The organism is Luteibacter sp. NPDC031894 (assembly GCF_050273135.1).
Classification (GTDB): domain Bacteria; phylum Pseudomonadota; class Gammaproteobacteria; order Xanthomonadales; family Rhodanobacteraceae; genus Luteibacter.
Genome location: NZ_JBNNMV010000001.1, coordinates 1,230,439 through 1,245,936, shown reverse-complemented (window position 1 = coordinate 1,245,936; position 15,498 = coordinate 1,230,439). Strand labels below are relative to the sequence as shown.

At 67.4% G+C, this 15,498-nt stretch carries 10 protein-coding genes; all 10 read left to right on the top strand.

What is annotated here, in order from left to right; genetic code table 11:
• Positions 1-128 precede the first annotated feature (128 nt).
• The 10 genes from ACQKIE_RS05920 (at position 129) to ACQKIE_RS05875 (ending at position 15,496) form a co-directional block, all read left to right on the top strand.
• On the top strand, positions 129-1,421 hold the full coding sequence (locus tag ACQKIE_RS05920) for a formimidoylglutamate deiminase (RefSeq protein ID WP_427456742.1): 1,293 nt from the start codon (positions 129-131) through the stop codon (positions 1,419-1,421).
• 239 nt (positions 1,422-1,660) lie between these two features.
• Positions 1,661-3,331: an asparagine synthase B gene (asnB, locus tag ACQKIE_RS05915; protein ID WP_427456740.1), complete on the top strand. Its 1,671-nt coding sequence runs from the start codon at positions 1,661-1,663 to the stop codon at positions 3,329-3,331.
• A 119-nt stretch (positions 3,332-3,450) separates the two neighbouring features.
• Positions 3,451-4,576 (top strand): peptide chain release factor 2 gene (gene prfB, locus ACQKIE_RS05910; protein ID WP_427456738.1). Its coding sequence is split into 2 segments (ribosomal slippage): positions 3,451-3,525 and positions 3,527-4,576, totalling 1,125 coding nucleotides; the frame shifts between segments, so codons are not numbered across the junction.
• A gap of 54 nt (positions 4,577-4,630) precedes the next feature.
• On the top strand, positions 4,631-6,163 hold the full coding sequence (lysS, locus tag ACQKIE_RS05905) for a lysine--tRNA ligase (RefSeq protein WP_427456736.1): 1,533 nt from the start codon (positions 4,631-4,633) through the stop codon (positions 6,161-6,163).
• 24 nt (positions 6,164-6,187) lie between these two features.
• Complete coding sequence (locus tag ACQKIE_RS05900; protein WP_427456734.1) at positions 6,188-6,487, top strand: YciI family protein; 300 nt, start codon at positions 6,188-6,190, stop codon at positions 6,485-6,487.
• Positions 6,484-6,747: a BolA family protein gene (locus tag ACQKIE_RS05895; protein ID WP_427456732.1), complete on the top strand. Its 264-nt coding sequence runs from the start codon at positions 6,484-6,486 to the stop codon at positions 6,745-6,747. Before ACQKIE_RS05900 ends, ACQKIE_RS05895 begins: the two co-directional genes overlap by 4 nt.
• Before the next feature lie 156 nt (positions 6,748-6,903).
• A complete protein-coding gene (smc, locus tag ACQKIE_RS05890; RefSeq protein ID WP_427456730.1) occupies positions 6,904-10,404 on the top strand; it encodes a chromosome segregation protein SMC in 3,501 nt (1,166 codons plus the stop codon).
• A 22-nt stretch (positions 10,405-10,426) separates the two neighbouring features.
• On the top strand, positions 10,427-11,422 hold the full coding sequence (gene zipA / locus ACQKIE_RS05885; protein ID WP_427456728.1) for a cell division protein ZipA: 996 nt from the start codon (positions 10,427-10,429) through the stop codon (positions 11,420-11,422).
• A gap of 5 nt (positions 11,423-11,427) precedes the next feature.
• A complete protein-coding gene (locus ACQKIE_RS05880; protein ID WP_427456726.1) occupies positions 11,428-12,057 on the top strand; it encodes an FMN-binding negative transcriptional regulator in 630 nt (209 codons plus the stop codon).
• A gap of 169 nt (positions 12,058-12,226) precedes the next feature.
• Positions 12,227-15,496, top strand: a complete 3,270-nt coding sequence (locus ACQKIE_RS05875; RefSeq protein ID WP_427456724.1) for a maltotransferase domain-containing protein — start codon at positions 12,227-12,229, stop codon at positions 15,494-15,496.
• Positions 15,497-15,498: the final 2 nt, after the last annotated feature.

Sequence of the window (15,498 nt, the reverse complement as noted above, 5' to 3'; positions counted from 1 at the left end):
CACCGCCCTCCTGCAGCGCCTCGCGGATGTGATCACGCGCGACCGCGAGTTGTGGGATTACGAGCTCACCCAGCGCACGGTGGACGGCATCGATCCTCTGGCAACGGGGCGCGTGGCGTACGAGCGAGGTGGGTCTTGGCGTCGCCGGCCAGCGCTTCGCCGCTGCGCAGGGCCCGCTCGAACGCATCGGGCGCTTCGTGCTCCCGGGCATGCCGAACCTGCACTCGCACGCGTTCCAGCGCGCGATGGCGGGACTGGCGGAGCGGCGCGGACCGGGCGAGGACAGCTTCTGGACCTGGCGCGAGACCATGTACGCCTTTGCCGAGGCGATCGACCCGGACGATCTCAAGGCCATCGCCACCCAGCTCTACGTCGAGATGGTGAAGGCGGGGTACACGCAGGTCTGCGAGTTCCACTACCTGCACCACGGCCCCCGCGGCGTGCCCTACGCCGAGCCGGCGGCGATGTCGCTGGCGCTCAAGGAAGCCGCGAAGGAAGCCGGAATCGGCCTGACGTTGCTGCCTGTGCTTTACATGACCGGCGGCTTCGATGGCCGTCCGCTGTCGGAACGACAGCAGCGCTTCCGTCACGACGTCGGTGGCTTCGTGAACCTGCTGGAGCGCCTCGCGCCGTTGCAGGACGACATGTTCACGCTGGGCATCGCGCTGCATTCGCTACGCGCCGTGCCGGAAGAGGCGATGAGGGCGCTCCTCGCCACGGGTATCGCCAAGGGCATGCCCATCCACATCCATATCGCCGAACAGATCGGCGAGGTCCAGGATTGCCTGGCCGTGCGCGGCGCGCGTCCCGTCGAATGGCTGTTCGACCATGCCGATGTCGATGCGCGCTGGACCCTGGTCCACGCCACCCACCTCACGGCGCAGGAAACCGATCGTCTTGCAAAGAGCGGCGCGGTGGCGGGACTGTGTCCCACGACCGAGGCCAATCTGGGCGATGGCCTGTTCCCGATGGCCGCGTTCATCGACGCGGGCGGCACGTTCGGTATCGGGTCCGACTCGCATATTTCGGTCTCGCCGGTCGAGGAGCTGCGCTGGCTGGAATACGGGCAGCGCCTGGCGACCCGGCATCGCAACGTCGCCGCGCGCGCGCCGGAGGAGAGCGTCGGCACGGCGTTATGGCAGCGGGCGCTGGAAGGCGGCATGCGGGCCGCGAGCGTCGATGTCGGCCGTCTCGCCGAGGGCGCCCGCGCCGACCTGCTCATCCTCGACGATCGTGCGCCGCTGCTGGCGGCAAGGGACGAAGCAGACGTGCTCGACACCTTCCTCTTCGCGGGCAACACCCCCTTGGTGCGCGACGTGATGGTGGGCGGGCGATGGCGCGTGCGTGATTTCGCGCACGCAGGGGAAGAAAGCGCCGCGCGGGCCTACCGCGAGGTGGTGGAGAAGCTGGCCGCTTCCTGAGCGGCCGCGGCGGGAGCAGACCCTGTCCGCGATGAGTGCTTGCTTCAACGGGCCGATCATGTTTTAGTCGAACCATGATCCGCACCGCCGCCAACAATAACGCCAATACCAATAATGCCCGGAACCTCGGGAGGGTCGGCGTGTAGGCGGTTGCGACAGAAACCACCGGAATCACGAAAGGCCCGCCCTCCAAGGCGGGCCTTTTTCTTTGCGCGTTTTCCAACAAGGAGTGCCAGACCATGTGTTCGATCCTAGGGATATTCGGCCTCGCCGCCGGCGACGATCGCGTCGCGTTGCGCACGCGGGCGATGGAGCTATCGCAGCGGCAGCGCCACCGCGGTCCCGACTGGAGCGGTGTGTACGTGGGCGACGGCGCCATCCTCGTCCATGAGCGTCTGGCCATCGTCGACCTGGCCAGCGGCGCCCAACCGCTACGATCGCCGGACGGCGACCTGGCCCTCGCGGTGAACGGCGAGATCTACAACCATCGCGAGCTGCGTGCCGTCAGCGACTATCCCTTCACGACCGGCTCCGATTGCGAGGTCATCAATGCCCTCTATCGCGATCGTGGCGCGAACTTCCTTCCCGAACTCAACGGCATCTTCGCCTTCGCGCTCTGGGACGCACGGCGCCGGCGCGTCCTCGTCGCCCGCGATCCGCTCGGCGTCTGCCCCTTGTACTGGGGCCACGACAGCGAAGGGCGCCTGTACGTCGCTTCCGAAATGAAGGCGCTGGTCGACGTGTGCGCCGATGTCGCTCCGTTCCCGCCGGGGCACGTCTACGACAGCGAGCGCGGCGCGGCCATTCCCTATTGGACGCCAGCCTGGCGCGATTACGACGCCACGCATGGCAGGACCATGGCACCGGCCGCGCTGCGCTCGGCCTTCGAAGCAGCGGTGCATCGGCAGATGATGACCGACGTGCCATATGGCGTGCTCCTCTCGGGCGGACTGGATTCGTCATTGGTCGCCGCCGTGGCCGCCGGCTTCGCGCGGCGGCGCGTGGAAGACGGCGATATCGGCGAGGCGTGGTGGCCGCGCCTGCATTCGTTCGCCATCGGCCTCGAGGGCTCGCCGGACCTGAAAGCCGCGGAGATCGCGGCGGCGGCGCTCGGCACCGTGCACCACGGCTTCCGCTACACCCTCGAAGAAGGGCTCGATGCCTTGCCCGAGGTGATCCGGCACATCGAGACCTACGACGTGACCACCATCCGTGCCTCCACCCCGATGTTCCTGCTCGCACGGCGGATCAAGGCGATGGGCGTGAAGATGGTGCTCTCCGGCGAAGGGTCGGACGAAGTGTTCGGCGGGTACCTCTACTTCCACAAGGCGCCGTCGGCCCGGGCGTTCCACGAGGAAACCGTGCGCAAGCTGGATGCGTTGCACTATTACGATTGCCTGCGCGCGAACAAGTCGATGTCCGCCTGGGGCGTGGAGGCCCGCGTGCCGTTCCTCGACCTGGAATTCCTCGACGCCGCGATGGGCATCGACGCCGACGCCAAGATGGTCGCCCGCAAGGGCATCGAGAAGGGCATCCTGCGCGAAGCCTTCGAAGGCGCGCTTCCGGCGGAGATCCTCTGGCGCCAGAAGGAACAATTCAGCGACGGCGTGGGCTACGGCTGGATCGACGGCTTGAAGGACCATGCGGAACAGCGGGTGTCCGATCGCGAGTTCGCGGCCGCCGCCGCCCGGTTCCCCCACAACACCCCGGCCACCAAGGAGGCCTACTTCTACCGTTCCCTGTTCGAAAAGCATTTCCCCGGCGCGGCCTGCGCGGCGACCGTGCCCGGCGGCAAGTCCATTGCATGCTCCTCGCCAGCCGCCCTGGCCTGGGACCCCGCCTTCGCGGCGGCGGCCGATCCGTCGGGCAGGGCCATGCGTGGCGTGCACAAGGACGCCCTGGCCGGGTAGGTCCACCATGTGCGGCGGCTGCCACCACGGCTGCTGCAGTGCGGCGACGGCGGGCATTTGGTAACATTGCTCGCTTTAGCCGGCCCTTCCGGGGCCCGCACCATCAGGCCAGCCATACCATGATCGAGACCAATCCGATCCTTGCGCAGATCGCGGACCTCAAGGGCCGCGTCGAGTCGCTTAGGGGGTATCTTTGACTACGCCGTCAAGAAAGAACGCCTAGAGGAAGTCAATCGCGAGCTGGAGAGTCCCACCGTCTGGGACGACCCGAAGCGCGCGCAGGACCTGGGCCGTGAGCGCGCCCAGCTCGACACCATCGTCACCGGCATCGACGAGATGACGGCATCCCTCGACGACGCGAAGGAACTGCTGGACATGGCCGCCGCCGACGGCGACGAGGCCACGGTGCAGTCGATCGTCGAGGACCTGAACAAGGTCGACGCTCGCGTCGGCAAGCTCGAATTCCAGCGCATGTTCTCCGGCAAGCTCGACGCCGCCCCGGCGTTCGTCGACGTACAGGCCGGTGCCGGCGGCACCGAGGCGCAGGACTGGGCCGAGATGCTTCTGCGCATGTACCTGCGTTGGGCCGAATCGCGCGGGTGGAAGACCGAGTTGATGGAAGTGAGCGCGGGCGAAGTCGCGGGCATCAAATCGGCCACGTTCCGCGTCGAAGGCGACTACGCCTATGGTTGGCTGAAGACCGAGATCGGCGTGCACCGCCTGGTCCGCAAGAGCCCGTTCGATTCCGACAACCGGCGGCATACCAGCTTCACCTCGGTCTTCGTCTCGCCGGAAGTCGACGACGACATCGAAATCGACATCAACCCCGCCGACCTGAGGACGGACGTCTATCGCTCCTCGGGTGCCGGTGGCCAGCACGTGAACAAGACCGAGTCGGCGGTGCGTATCACGCACGTTCCGACCAACACCGTCGTGGCGTGCCAGACCGAGCGCAGCCAGCACGCCAACCGCGACCGCGCGATGAAGATGCTGAAGGCGAAGTTGTACGAGCTGGAAGTGCAAAAGCGCAACGCCGAAAAGGACGCGCTGGAAGCCACCAAGTCCGACATCGGCTGGGGCAGCCAGATTCGCAACTACGTGCTCGACCAGTCGCGCATCAAGGATCTCCGCACCGGCATCGAACGTTCCGACACGCAGAAGGTGCTCGACGGCGACCTCGACGAATTCGTCGAAGCCAGCCTGAAGGCGGGCCTCGAAGCCGGTTCGAAGCGCGTCGACGCCTGATCCACTCCGGGGCGCGAACGCGCCCCGTTCCATACCCAGAGCCAGCATCCAGCCATGACCGAAAACGCCAACGCCACAGCCTCCGCCGCCGCTGCCGACGAGAACCGCCTCATCGCCGAGCGTCGCGAGAAACTGAAAGCGCTGCGCGCGCAGGGAATCGCCTATCCCAACGACTTCAAGGTCGACAGCTTCGCGGGCGACCTGCAGGACGAGTTCGCCGACAAGGACACCTGGACCGCCGAAGCCATCGAGGCAACGCCGCGCCGGGTAGCGGTCGCCGGCCGCATCCTCCTGATGCGCGGGCAGGGCAAGGTCAGCTTCGTGCAGATGCAGGACGGCACCGGCCGTATCCAGCTCTTCGTGCACCAGGGCACCCTGGGCGAGGAAGGCTACGAGGCCTTCAAGCGCTGGGACCTCGGCGACATCGTCGGGGCGACCGGCGTGCTCATGCGTACCAAGACCGGCGAACTGTCGGTCAAGGTGGACGCGATCCGCCTGCTCACCAAGTCGCTGCGCGGCCTGCCGGACAAGCACCACGGCCTCGCCGACGTCGAGCAGCGCTACCGCCAGCGCTACGTCGACCTCATCGTCACGGAGGAGTCGCGCCGCACGTTCGCCCTGCGCTCGAAGATCATCAGCCACGTCCGTCGCTGGCTCGAGGACGCGCCGCGCCGCTTCATGGAGGTGGAGACGCCGATGATGCACGTGATCCCGGGCGGCGCGACCGCGCGGCCGTTCACCACGCACCACAACGCGCTCGACATCCCGCTGTTCCTGCGCGTGGCGCCCGAGCTCTACCTGAAGCGCCTGGTGGTCGGCGGCTTCGACCGCGTCTATGAGATCAACCGCAACTTCCGCAACGAGGGCGTGTCTACGCGGCACAACCCCGAGTTCACGATGCTCGAGCTGTACCAGGCGTACGCCACGTACCACGAGATCATGGACCTTACCGAGGGGATGATTCGCTCGGCGGCCGCGGACGTCGTGGGCAGCACGCACATCGAATGGGACGGCGCCGCTGTCGATCTCGCTCCGGCGTTCCGTCGCTGGCGCATGGAAGACGCGGTGCTCGAGCTCAATCCCGAGATCAAGCCCGCCGAACTGCGCGACCGCGAGGCCATGGCCGCCCATGCGACACGCCTGGGCATCCACGTGAAGCCCTCGTACGGCTGGGGCAAGCTGCTCCTCGAGATCTTCGAAGCCACCGTCGAGCACACGCTGATCCAGCCGACCTTCATCACCGACCATCCGGTGGAAGTTTCGCCGCTGGCGCGCGAGAGCGACGCAGACCAGGGCATCACGGACCGCTTCGAGCTGTTCGTCAACGGCAAGGAACTCGCCAACGGTTTCTCGGAACTCAACGATTCCGAAGACCAGGCCGCGCGTTTCCAGGCCCAGGTGGACGCGAAGGACGCCGGCGACGACGAAGCCATGCACTACGACGCCGATTACATTCGCGCGCTCGAAGTGGGCCTGCCGCCGACAGGCGGCCTGGGCGTCGGCATCGACCGCCTCGTGATGCTCCTGACCGGCTCGTCGTCCATCCGCGACGTCCTGCTCTTCCCGACCATGCGTCCCGAGGCCTGAGCCTCGCACTCCCGGAGTCAAGCCATGTGGTATGCCATCGTCGCCCTCGACCATCCGAATTCGCTCGAAAAGCGCATCGCCGCGCGGCCTGCGCACCTTGCCCGGCTGAAGGCGCTGCTCGAGGAAGGGCGCCTGAAGCTGGCGGGTCCGTTCCCGGCGATTGATTCGGAAGATCCGGGCGAGGCCGGTTTCAACGGCAGCATGATCGTCGCCGAGTTCGCCGATCTTCCGACCGCGAAGGCGTGGGCCGATGCGGATCCTTATGTGGACGCGGGTGTGTATCGCGAGGTCTCGGTTCGCCCGTTCCGGATCACCCTGCCGTGACCACCGAGAAAGTCGAGCGGATCCGTCACCTGCTCACCGGGGCACTGGCCCCGGTCGAGCTGGACGTGATCGACGAGGGCCACAAGCATGTCGGCCATACGGGGCAGGGCAAGGGTCATTTCTTCGCCCGCATCGTCAGCCCGGCCTTCGCCGGGAAGAACCCGATCCAGCGCCATCGCATGGTGTACGAGGCCCTGGCGGAGATGATGCCGGACGGCATCCACGCCCTGTCGATCGAGGCGAAGGCGCCGGGAGAATAGTTTCCGGGTACCATAATCCGATGGAACAATGGGTTAGCGCCTTAACTTCATCCGTCTTCGCGTATTGCGCACCCCGTCCCCCTTTGGCAAAGTGATCGATCAGCCAGGGGGAGGCTCCCGAACGGAGCCCACGGCCGCGTCCCAACGGAAACCATAATGCGTCTGACCACGATCAAGCTGGCGGGATTCAAGTCCTTCGTCGACCCCACCACGCTGCACCTGCCCACCAACATGACCGGCGTCGTCGGCCCGAATGGCTGCGGCAAGTCGAACATCATCGACGCCATCCGCTGGGTCATGGGCGAGTCGGCGGCCAGCCGGCTGCGTGGCGACTCGCTCACCGACGTCATCTTCTCCGGCTCGAGCGCCCGCAAGCCCGTGGGCCAGGCGGCGGTCGAACTGATCTTCGACAACAGCGACGGCACCATCCAGGGCGAGTACGCGAGCTTCGCGGAGATCTCGGTCAAGCGTGTCGTCAGCCGCGACGGCCAGTCCGCCTACTTCCTCAATGGCGGGCGCTGCCGCCGGCGCGACATCACCGACCTTTTCCTCGGCACCGGCCTCGGCCCGCGTTCCTACTCGATCATCGAGCAGGGCATGATCAGCCAGATCATCGAGGCGGCGCCGGAAGAACTCCGCACCCACCTGGAAGAAGCCGCGGGCATCTCCAAGTACAAGGAGCGGCGCAAGGAAACCGAGAGCCGTATCAAGTCCACCCGCGAGAACCTGGACCGCGTGCGCGACGTCCGCGACGAGGTCGAGAAGCAGCTGGACCACCTCAATCGCCAGGCTCGCGCGGCCGAGCGCTGGAAGGCCTTCAAGGAAGAGCACACCCGCCGCGAGGCGGAACTGCGCGCCCTGGAATACCGCACCCTGCATCGCCAGCACGAGGGCGAGGGGTCCGGCCTGCGCGAAGCCGAGCTCGAGATCGAGAAGCACCTCGCCAGCCAGCGGCAGGTCGAGGCGCAGCTGGAAAGCGTGCGCGAGCGTCATCACGGTGCCAGCGAACACCTCAACCAGGTGCAGGCGGATGTCTACAAGGTCGGCGCCGAGATCGCGCGCGTCGAACAGCAGGTCCGGCACAACCGCGACCTGAGCGAACGGCTGACTCGCTCGCGCGCCGACGCGGAACGCGAGCACGAGGAGCTGCAAGGCCACATCGCGGCGGACCGCGAGCAGGTCGAGACACTGCGCATGGCGCTGGCGGAAGGCGAACCTAAGCTCGAAGCCCTGCAACAGATCCAGGAAGAAACCGGCGAAGCCCAGCGTGCCACCGAGGCCCGTCTGGCCGACTGGCAGCAACGTTGGGATGCGCACACCCGCGGCGCCTCGGAGTCGAGCCGCGCGGCGGAAGTCGAGCGGACCAAGCTCGCTTATCTCGATCGCCAGGCTGTCGATCTTTCCCGTCGCCGCGAGGCGCTCGAGGCCGAACAGCGCGCCACCGACGTCGCCGCGCTCGACGCCGCGGCCGAACAACTCGATACCGAGCACGAAACCCAGCGCGAGCGGGTGGAACAACTGGGTGGCGTGCTCGATCAGCACAAGACGGCCTACGAGGGTTCTCTCGAGGAAGAGCGCCAGGTGCAGTCGGCGCTCAACGACGCGCGCCAGCAATTGCAGACGGCGCGCGGACGGCAGGCCTCCCTGGAAGCCTTGCAGACCGCCGCCCTCGGCCAGGAAGAATCCGCCGCCAGCGGCTGGCTGTCCCGCCTGGGGCTGGACCGGTCGCGCCGACTCGGCGAAGCGCTCCAGGTCGACGCCGGTTACGAATCGGCCGTGGAAACCGTGCTGGCGGGGGTGCTCGACGGCGTGCTCGTCGACGCACCGGCGTCGCTTACGCCGGAATTCGCTTCCCTCGGCCAGGCCGACGTGGCGCTTTTTGCGAGTGCGCAAGGCGGGCCCGGTGCCACCGGTACGCTGGCGGCGCACGTGCGCGGTCCGCTTCCCGCCGTGAACCTGCTCGGCAACGTGTTCGTCGTCGATTCGGTGGAGGATGCTGCATCCCGTGTGGATGCGCTGGCCGCGCACCAATCGGTGATCACGCGCGACGGCGCCTGGATGGGGCCCGGCTGGGTTCGTGTGCGCCGCGCGCAGGGCAACCAGGTCGGCGTGCTCGCGCGTGAGCGCGAACTCCGTCAGCTGGGCGAGCAGGTCGAAACGCTCGAGGCCGCCATCGAGGAGCGCACCGAACAGCTCGAAAGCCTGCGCACGCGCAAGTTCGAAACCGAACGCCAGCGCGACGACGCGCAGCGCGACCTGTATGCCGCGCATCGTCGCCTCTCGGAGCTCGCGGGCCAGTTGCAGAGCCATCGCGGCAAGATGGAAACGGCGCGTGCGCGCGCCGAGAAAGTCGGCGGCGAGATATCGACGATCGTCGAGCAGCTCGACGAACTCGAGGGCCAGACCCGCGAGGCCCGTGCCCGCCTCGACGAGGCCGTGGGCCACATGGGCGATCGCGAGGACGAGCGCCGCGGCCTCGAGAACGAACGCCGCGAACTGCTCGAAGCCCGTGAAGAAGCGCGCATCAACGCACGCGAGGCGGCAGACCAGGCGCACCAGCTCGCCCTGGGCATGGAATCCAAGCGCGCGGCGCTGACGTCGCTGGAACAGGCACTCGCACGCCTCGATGCGCAGCTGCGGCAAGTGGTGGCGCGTCGCGATGAGATCGACCAGCAACTGGCGGCCGGCTCCGATCCCATCGCGGAACTGGAAGCGGAGCGGCAGACCTACCTCGACCAGCGCCTGCTGGTCGACCGGCAGCTGGTGGACGCGCGCCGGGCGCTGGAGGACTGCGACGCCGAGTTCCGCAAGCTGGAGCAGGACCGCCAGCGGATCGAGCATGGTTTGAACCAGGTTCGCGAAAGCGTCTCCGAAAAACGCCTCGCCGCGCAGGCACTGCAACTACGCGCCGAACAGCTCGCCCAGGCCATTTCGGCCTCGGGCCTGGAACTGGACGCGCTGCTCGCCGAACTGGCCGAGGACGCCGAGCCGGAACGTTGGCAGCAGCAGCTTGTCGACCTGTCGCAGAAGATCGCCCGCCTGGAGCCCGTGAACCTCGCCGCGATCCAGGAACATGCCGAGCAGTCGCAGCGCAAGGAATACCTCGATGCGCAGCTGACGGACCTCGGCGGCGCGCTGGAGACCCTGGAAGGCGCGATCAAGAAGATCGACCGCGAGACCCGCCAGCGTTTCAAGGAAACCTTCGACCGGGTGAATGCCGGCGTGCAGGAGTTGTTCCCGCGCCTGTTCGGCGGTGGGCACGCTTACCTCGAACTGACCGGCGAGGACCTGCTCGACACCGGCGTGGCGATCATGGCCCGCCCGCCCGGCAAGCGCGTGTCGAACATCACCCTCCTGTCCGGCGGCGAGAAAGCGCTTACCGCGGTCTCCCTCGTGTTCGCGATCTTCGGCCTCAATCCGGCCCCGTTCTGCCTGCTCGACGAGGTGGACGCGCCGCTCGATGAGGCGAACGTGGGTCGTTTCTCGGCCATGGTGCGCGAGATGAGCGAGAAGGTGCAGTTCATCTTCGTGAGCCACAACAAGGCCACGATGGAAGCCGCGCACCAGCTTTGCGGCGTTACCATGCGCGAACCGGGCGTCTCCCGTCTCGTCCAGGTGGACCTGGCCGAAGCATCGAAGCTCGTCGGCGTCGCTTGAGCATTACCTGAGGAATCGAACCATGAATCCCGCTATCGGCCTCGCCTGGAACCCCGCGGTAGGCATCCCGATGCTCTTCGTGGGCGTCGTCGTGCTCGTGCTGCTCTGGCTTTTCGGCCAGCCGCGCAAGGAGCAGGGCCGACGCAAGCCCATGCCCGAACAACCGGAGCGTGGCCGCGAGCGGCGCGAACCCGTGTTCGGCGGCGAGGCGGACGTGGCGGCGGAAGACGACGGCATCGAGTCGTTCCGCGCGCGAGAGGATGACGACGCGAACGATCCGCTGTTCAATCCGAGGCCCGCGCAAGGCGAGCTCGACGTCGACCTCCGCGCGGAACTGGAGCGGCTCGGCGCGTCGCTCGCCGGTGAGCAGACCGTCTCCCCCGCGCCGGTGCTGCCGGACGATCCGGCGCCGCGGACCGGGCGCACGGACCCGCGCCTCGACCTGCCGTTCGACCTGGACGAGCCGCTCACCGCCGCGCGTCCTCCGGCACCGGCACCGGCGCCGGCGCCCGCACCGCCGCCTCCGAAGACCCCGCCGCGCTCCGACCTGGGTCGGCGCCCGTCGAACGCGCCCGTCGAACGCATCGTCAGCTTGTATGTCGTCTCGCGCGAAGGCAGCAAGTTCAACGGCTCCGACCTTGTCGTGGCCGCCGAGAAGGCCGGTCTCGAATTTGGGGACATGGGCATTTACCACCGCCTAGTGGACGGTCACCCGGAACAGGGGCCCATCTTCAGCGTGGCCAATCTCGTGAAGCCGGGCAATTTCGACATGGCGCGTATCGCCACGCTGCAGACGCCGGGCCTGTCGTTCTTCATGGCCCTCCCGGGTCCGGTCCCCGCGCTCGACGCGTGGGACGCGATGCTGCCCACGGCGCAGCGCCTGGCCGAGCTCCTCGACGGCCTCGTGCTGGACGAGGAGCGCAATGCGCTGGGACGCCAGCGCATCGCGCACATCCGCGACGAACTGCGCGGATGGGATCGCGGTCACGAAGGCGAAGAAATCAAGTTCGGCCAATAACGACCATGTATACGCCGAGGGACTTCGTCGAGGCACGCCTGCCCGTCTTGCACGAGGCGATCCGCGCCCATGCCTTCGGCACGCTGGTGACGGCGGGCGAGGGCGGCATCGAGGCGACGCATGTTCCCTTTGTGCTCGCCAGGGACGAGGGCCCGCTGGGTACCTTGTACGCGCATGTCGCGCGCGGCAACGACCACGTCTCGCGGCATTCGGGCGAGGTACTGGCGATCTTCATGGGCCCGCACGCGTACATCTCGCCGAACGGCTACCCGGGAAAGGCCACGCACCACCGCGAAGTGCCGACCTGGAACTACATTGCCGTGCACGCGTACGGCACGCCTGAAACGTTCACCGATCCCGCGCGGCTCCTGGACCTGCTGGCTCGTCTCACCGAGCAGTCGGAGCATGACACCGGCCAGGCGCAGCCCTGGAAGCTGAGCGATGCACCGATGGATTATGTCGCGCCGATGCTCAAGGGCATCGTCGGCATCCGCATTCCCCTCGCGCGTATCGAAGGCAAATGGAAGCTCGGCCAGAACCGTCCGGTCGAAGACCGCGAGGGCGCCGCGGAGCTGCTGAGCCAGAGTCCGGGCGACAATGAGCAGGCGATCGCGAGAGCCATGCGCTCCACCTGACCCGCCGAGGCCGCCTGCATACAAGAATCGCAGGCTGCGCCATGGCACATTCACGTTACCGCAACGCCCGGATGCGTCACTGTCGCAGCCTTCGCGTGCCCGGGTCATTGGCACGATGCATACATCCGGCCCGGCATGCTTGTGTCCATTGCCCAGGAACGCGAGTCACATGCAGGCCAGCCAGAGTGCGCCCTTTCGTATCTATTACCTGCATCCGCTCCTCGCGGGGCCGCTAACCGCCTGGAACGCGTGGATCGAACACGCGGCCGACCTCGGTTTCCGGCAACTGCTGGTCGCGCCTCCCTTCGAAACCTCACCGTGCGGCGACGTGTTCGTCACGCGCGATTTCGATCGCATGCATCCCGCGATCGGCGATGGTGACGCCACCACGCGCCTGGGCCAGATCGCCAAGGCGTGCCGCGCGCACGACCTGGCGCTGTGGCTCGACCTCCCGCTCGATGAGCTCTCTTCGGATGCGCCCATGCGCGCCGAACATCCGGAGTGGTTCCGCGCGGTGGCCGCCCAGCACGGCACCCCGGACCCCCGCTGGACGCCCAGCGAGAGCGACAGCGTGCGCTGGCGGTTGAACGATCCCGACGTCGTCGAGGCGGCGAGCGCGTGGTGGGCCGAGCGCCTGCGGACGTGGACCGCTGCCGGCGTCTCGGGCTTTCGTGTCGTCCACCCGCAACGGCTGGGCGCGGACGTGTGGAAGGCACTGATCGACGCCGTTCGCGCGGACGCACCGCGGGCGGCCTTCGTCGCGTGGACGCCGGGGCTCACGCCGACGGAGCTCGAGGCCTTGCAAGGCGCCGGTTTCGACGCCGTGGTTTCGTCGGCGAACTGGTGGGACTTCCGCGCCCCATGGTTCGTACAGGAGGCGGAGCGCCTCGCCGCCGTGGCTCCCGCGCTCGCTTGCACGGAAGAACCGTTCGCGACGCGATTGGGCGACGAACTCGGGGAGGAGAACCAACTCGACCACGCGTACCGTCGCGCGATCGCGTTCAGTGCCACCTCGCCCGCGGGCTGGATGATGCCCATGGGCTTCGAGTATGCCGTGCACGACGCGCTCGACCCGCGGCGCGGCAGTGCCGTCACGCCCGCGACCCTGGCACAGGGCGGCGTGCTGGACCTCTCCGCCGCGGTGAAGGCGGCGAACGCCGCGGTGGGCGACCGCGTGGCAGGGCGCCCGGAGATCGTCATCCGGCACGGCGTCGCCAACTTCCTCACCGTCGACGCCGCCGATCCGCGCACCGCGACGGGCGCGACGCTAACGCTCGTGAACGCGTCGCTCGATCGCGAGGTCGCCGTGTCCGCGGCGGACGCGTTGATCGGTGCCGCCACGCATTTCTCGCCATGGACCAGGCGTGACGGCCGCAAAGTGTTCGACCAGGGCGAAGGGATCACGCTCGCGCCGGGCGAGGTGCTGACCCTGCGCGGTACGCCGTCGGTTCCGGCCAAGCGAAAACTGGGTGCCAGTGCGCAGAAGGAATGGCTGCAGGGTGCGACGCGGGCGCCGAGGGTGATGATCGAGGCCGTGCAACCGACCGTCGACGGCGGGCGGTTCCCGACCAAGCGCATCGTCGGCCAGGCGGTAACGGTTACCGCCGACATCTTCATGGACGGGCACGACGTCCTCGCCGTGCGCCTGCGTTACCGCGCACAGGATGAGAAAGCTTGGCGCGAGACGCCCATGCACCTCGTGAACAATGACATCCACACCGGAACCTTCACGCCGACGCGCATCGGCCGCTACGAATTCCAGGTCGAGGCGTGGCGCGATCCGTTCGCGACCTATCGGCACGAGATCGAATTGAAGCACGCGGCGAAGGTGCCTCTGGCGCTGGAACTGGAAGAGGGCAGGCTGCTCGTCGAAAAGCGCGCCGCCGGCGCGGTGGGACCGAAGGCGAAGGCGCTCCGCAGCCTGGCGACGGCGGTCGCGAAGAGCGAAGGCGACGAGCGCCTGGCTTTGCTGCTCGCCGAAGGCACGCTTGACCTGATGACGGCCACGGATCCACGCGAGCAGGCGAGCAGCAGCGACACCTACCTTGTCGAGGTGGACCGTCGCGAAGCGGGCTTTGCCAGCTGGTATGAACTGTTCCCGCGGTCGATGACGGACGCCAAGGAAAAACACGGCACCTTCCGCAACACCATCTCGCGCCTGCCGGCCATCCGCGACATGGGCTTCGACGTGCTCTACTTCCCGCCGATCCATCCGATCGGCACGGCCTTCCGCAAGGGGCCGAACAACACGTTGACTCCCGGTCCCGACGACCCCGGCAGTCCTTACGCCATCGGTTCGCCGGAGGGCGGGCACACCGCCATCCATCCGCAACTGGGCACGCTGGACGATTTCCGCGCATTGCGCGACGCGGCGCAGGCGCACGGACTCGAGCTCGCGCTCGACTTCGCCATCCAGTGCTCCCCCGACCATCCCTGGCTCAAGGAGCACCCGGAATGGTTCGACTGGCGGCCGGACGGCAGCATCAAATACGCCGAGAATCCGCCCAAGAAATACCAGGACATCGTCAACGTCGACTTCTACGCCGATGGCGCGGTGCCGTCGCTCTGGCAGGCGCTGTGCGACGTCGTGCTGTTCTGGGCGGCCGAGGGCGTGCGGACGTTCCGCGTCGACAACCCGCACACGAAGCCTTTCCCCTTCTGGGAGTGGATGATCGCCAGGGTGCGTGCGAAGTATCCCGACACGCTCTTCCTCTCCGAGGCATTCACCCGGCCGAAGCCGATGTATCGCCTGGCGAAGGTCGGCTTCAGCCAGTCGTATACCTATTTCACCTGGAGGAACACGAAGCAGGAGTTCATCGACTACCTCACCGAGCTGACCACGACGCCGCCGAAAGAATTCTTCCGTCCGAACTTCTTCGTCAACACGCCGGACATCAATCCGTATTTCCTGCAGACCTCGGGGCGGCCCGGGTTCCTCATCCGTGCGGCACTGGCCACCACGCTCTCGGGGCTGTGGGGCATGTGCTCCGGTTTCGAGATTTGCGAAGCCGCGCCCATCCCGGGCAAAGAGGAGTACCTGGACTCGGAGAAGTACGAGATTCGCATCCGTGACTTCGAGGCGCCCGGAAACATCGTCGCCGAGATCACGCAGCTCAACCGCATCCGCCGTGCGCATCCTGCCTTGCAGAGCCACCTCGGCGTGCGCTTCCTTCCCGCCAACAACGACCAGGTGCTGTTCTTCGAGAAGCGCGCAGGCGACGACCTGGTGCTGGTGGCGATCAGCATGGATCCGCATAACGCGCAGGCGGCGGATCTCGTCCTGCCACTGGGCGATTGGGGATTGGCCGCCGACGCCGCCATCGATGCGCATGACCTCCTGCATGACCAACCCATAAGCTGGCGCGGCACGACGCAACACGTATGGCTCGGCCTCGGCCAGCCCTACGCGGTGTGGCAAGTGCGGCTTCCCGGAGTCTGATC

Coding starts and splice junctions, on each gene's coding strand:
- asnB (WP_427456740.1), top strand. CDS start 1,661: ATGTGTTCGATCCTAGGGATATTCGGCCTCGCCGCCGGCGACGATCGC.
- lysS (WP_427456736.1), top strand. CDS start 4,631: ATGACCGAAAACGCCAACGCCACAGCCTCCGCCGCCGCTGCCGACGAG.
- ACQKIE_RS05900 (WP_427456734.1), top strand. CDS start 6,188: ATGTGGTATGCCATCGTCGCCCTCGACCATCCGAATTCGCTCGAAAAG.
- smc (WP_427456730.1), top strand. CDS start 6,904: ATGCGTCTGACCACGATCAAGCTGGCGGGATTCAAGTCCTTCGTCGAC.
- zipA (WP_427456728.1), top strand. CDS start 10,427: ATGAATCCCGCTATCGGCCTCGCCTGGAACCCCGCGGTAGGCATCCCG.
- ACQKIE_RS05880 (WP_427456726.1), top strand. CDS start 11,428: ATGTATACGCCGAGGGACTTCGTCGAGGCACGCCTGCCCGTCTTGCAC.
- ACQKIE_RS05875 (WP_427456724.1), top strand. CDS start 12,227: ATGCAGGCCAGCCAGAGTGCGCCCTTTCGTATCTATTACCTGCATCCG.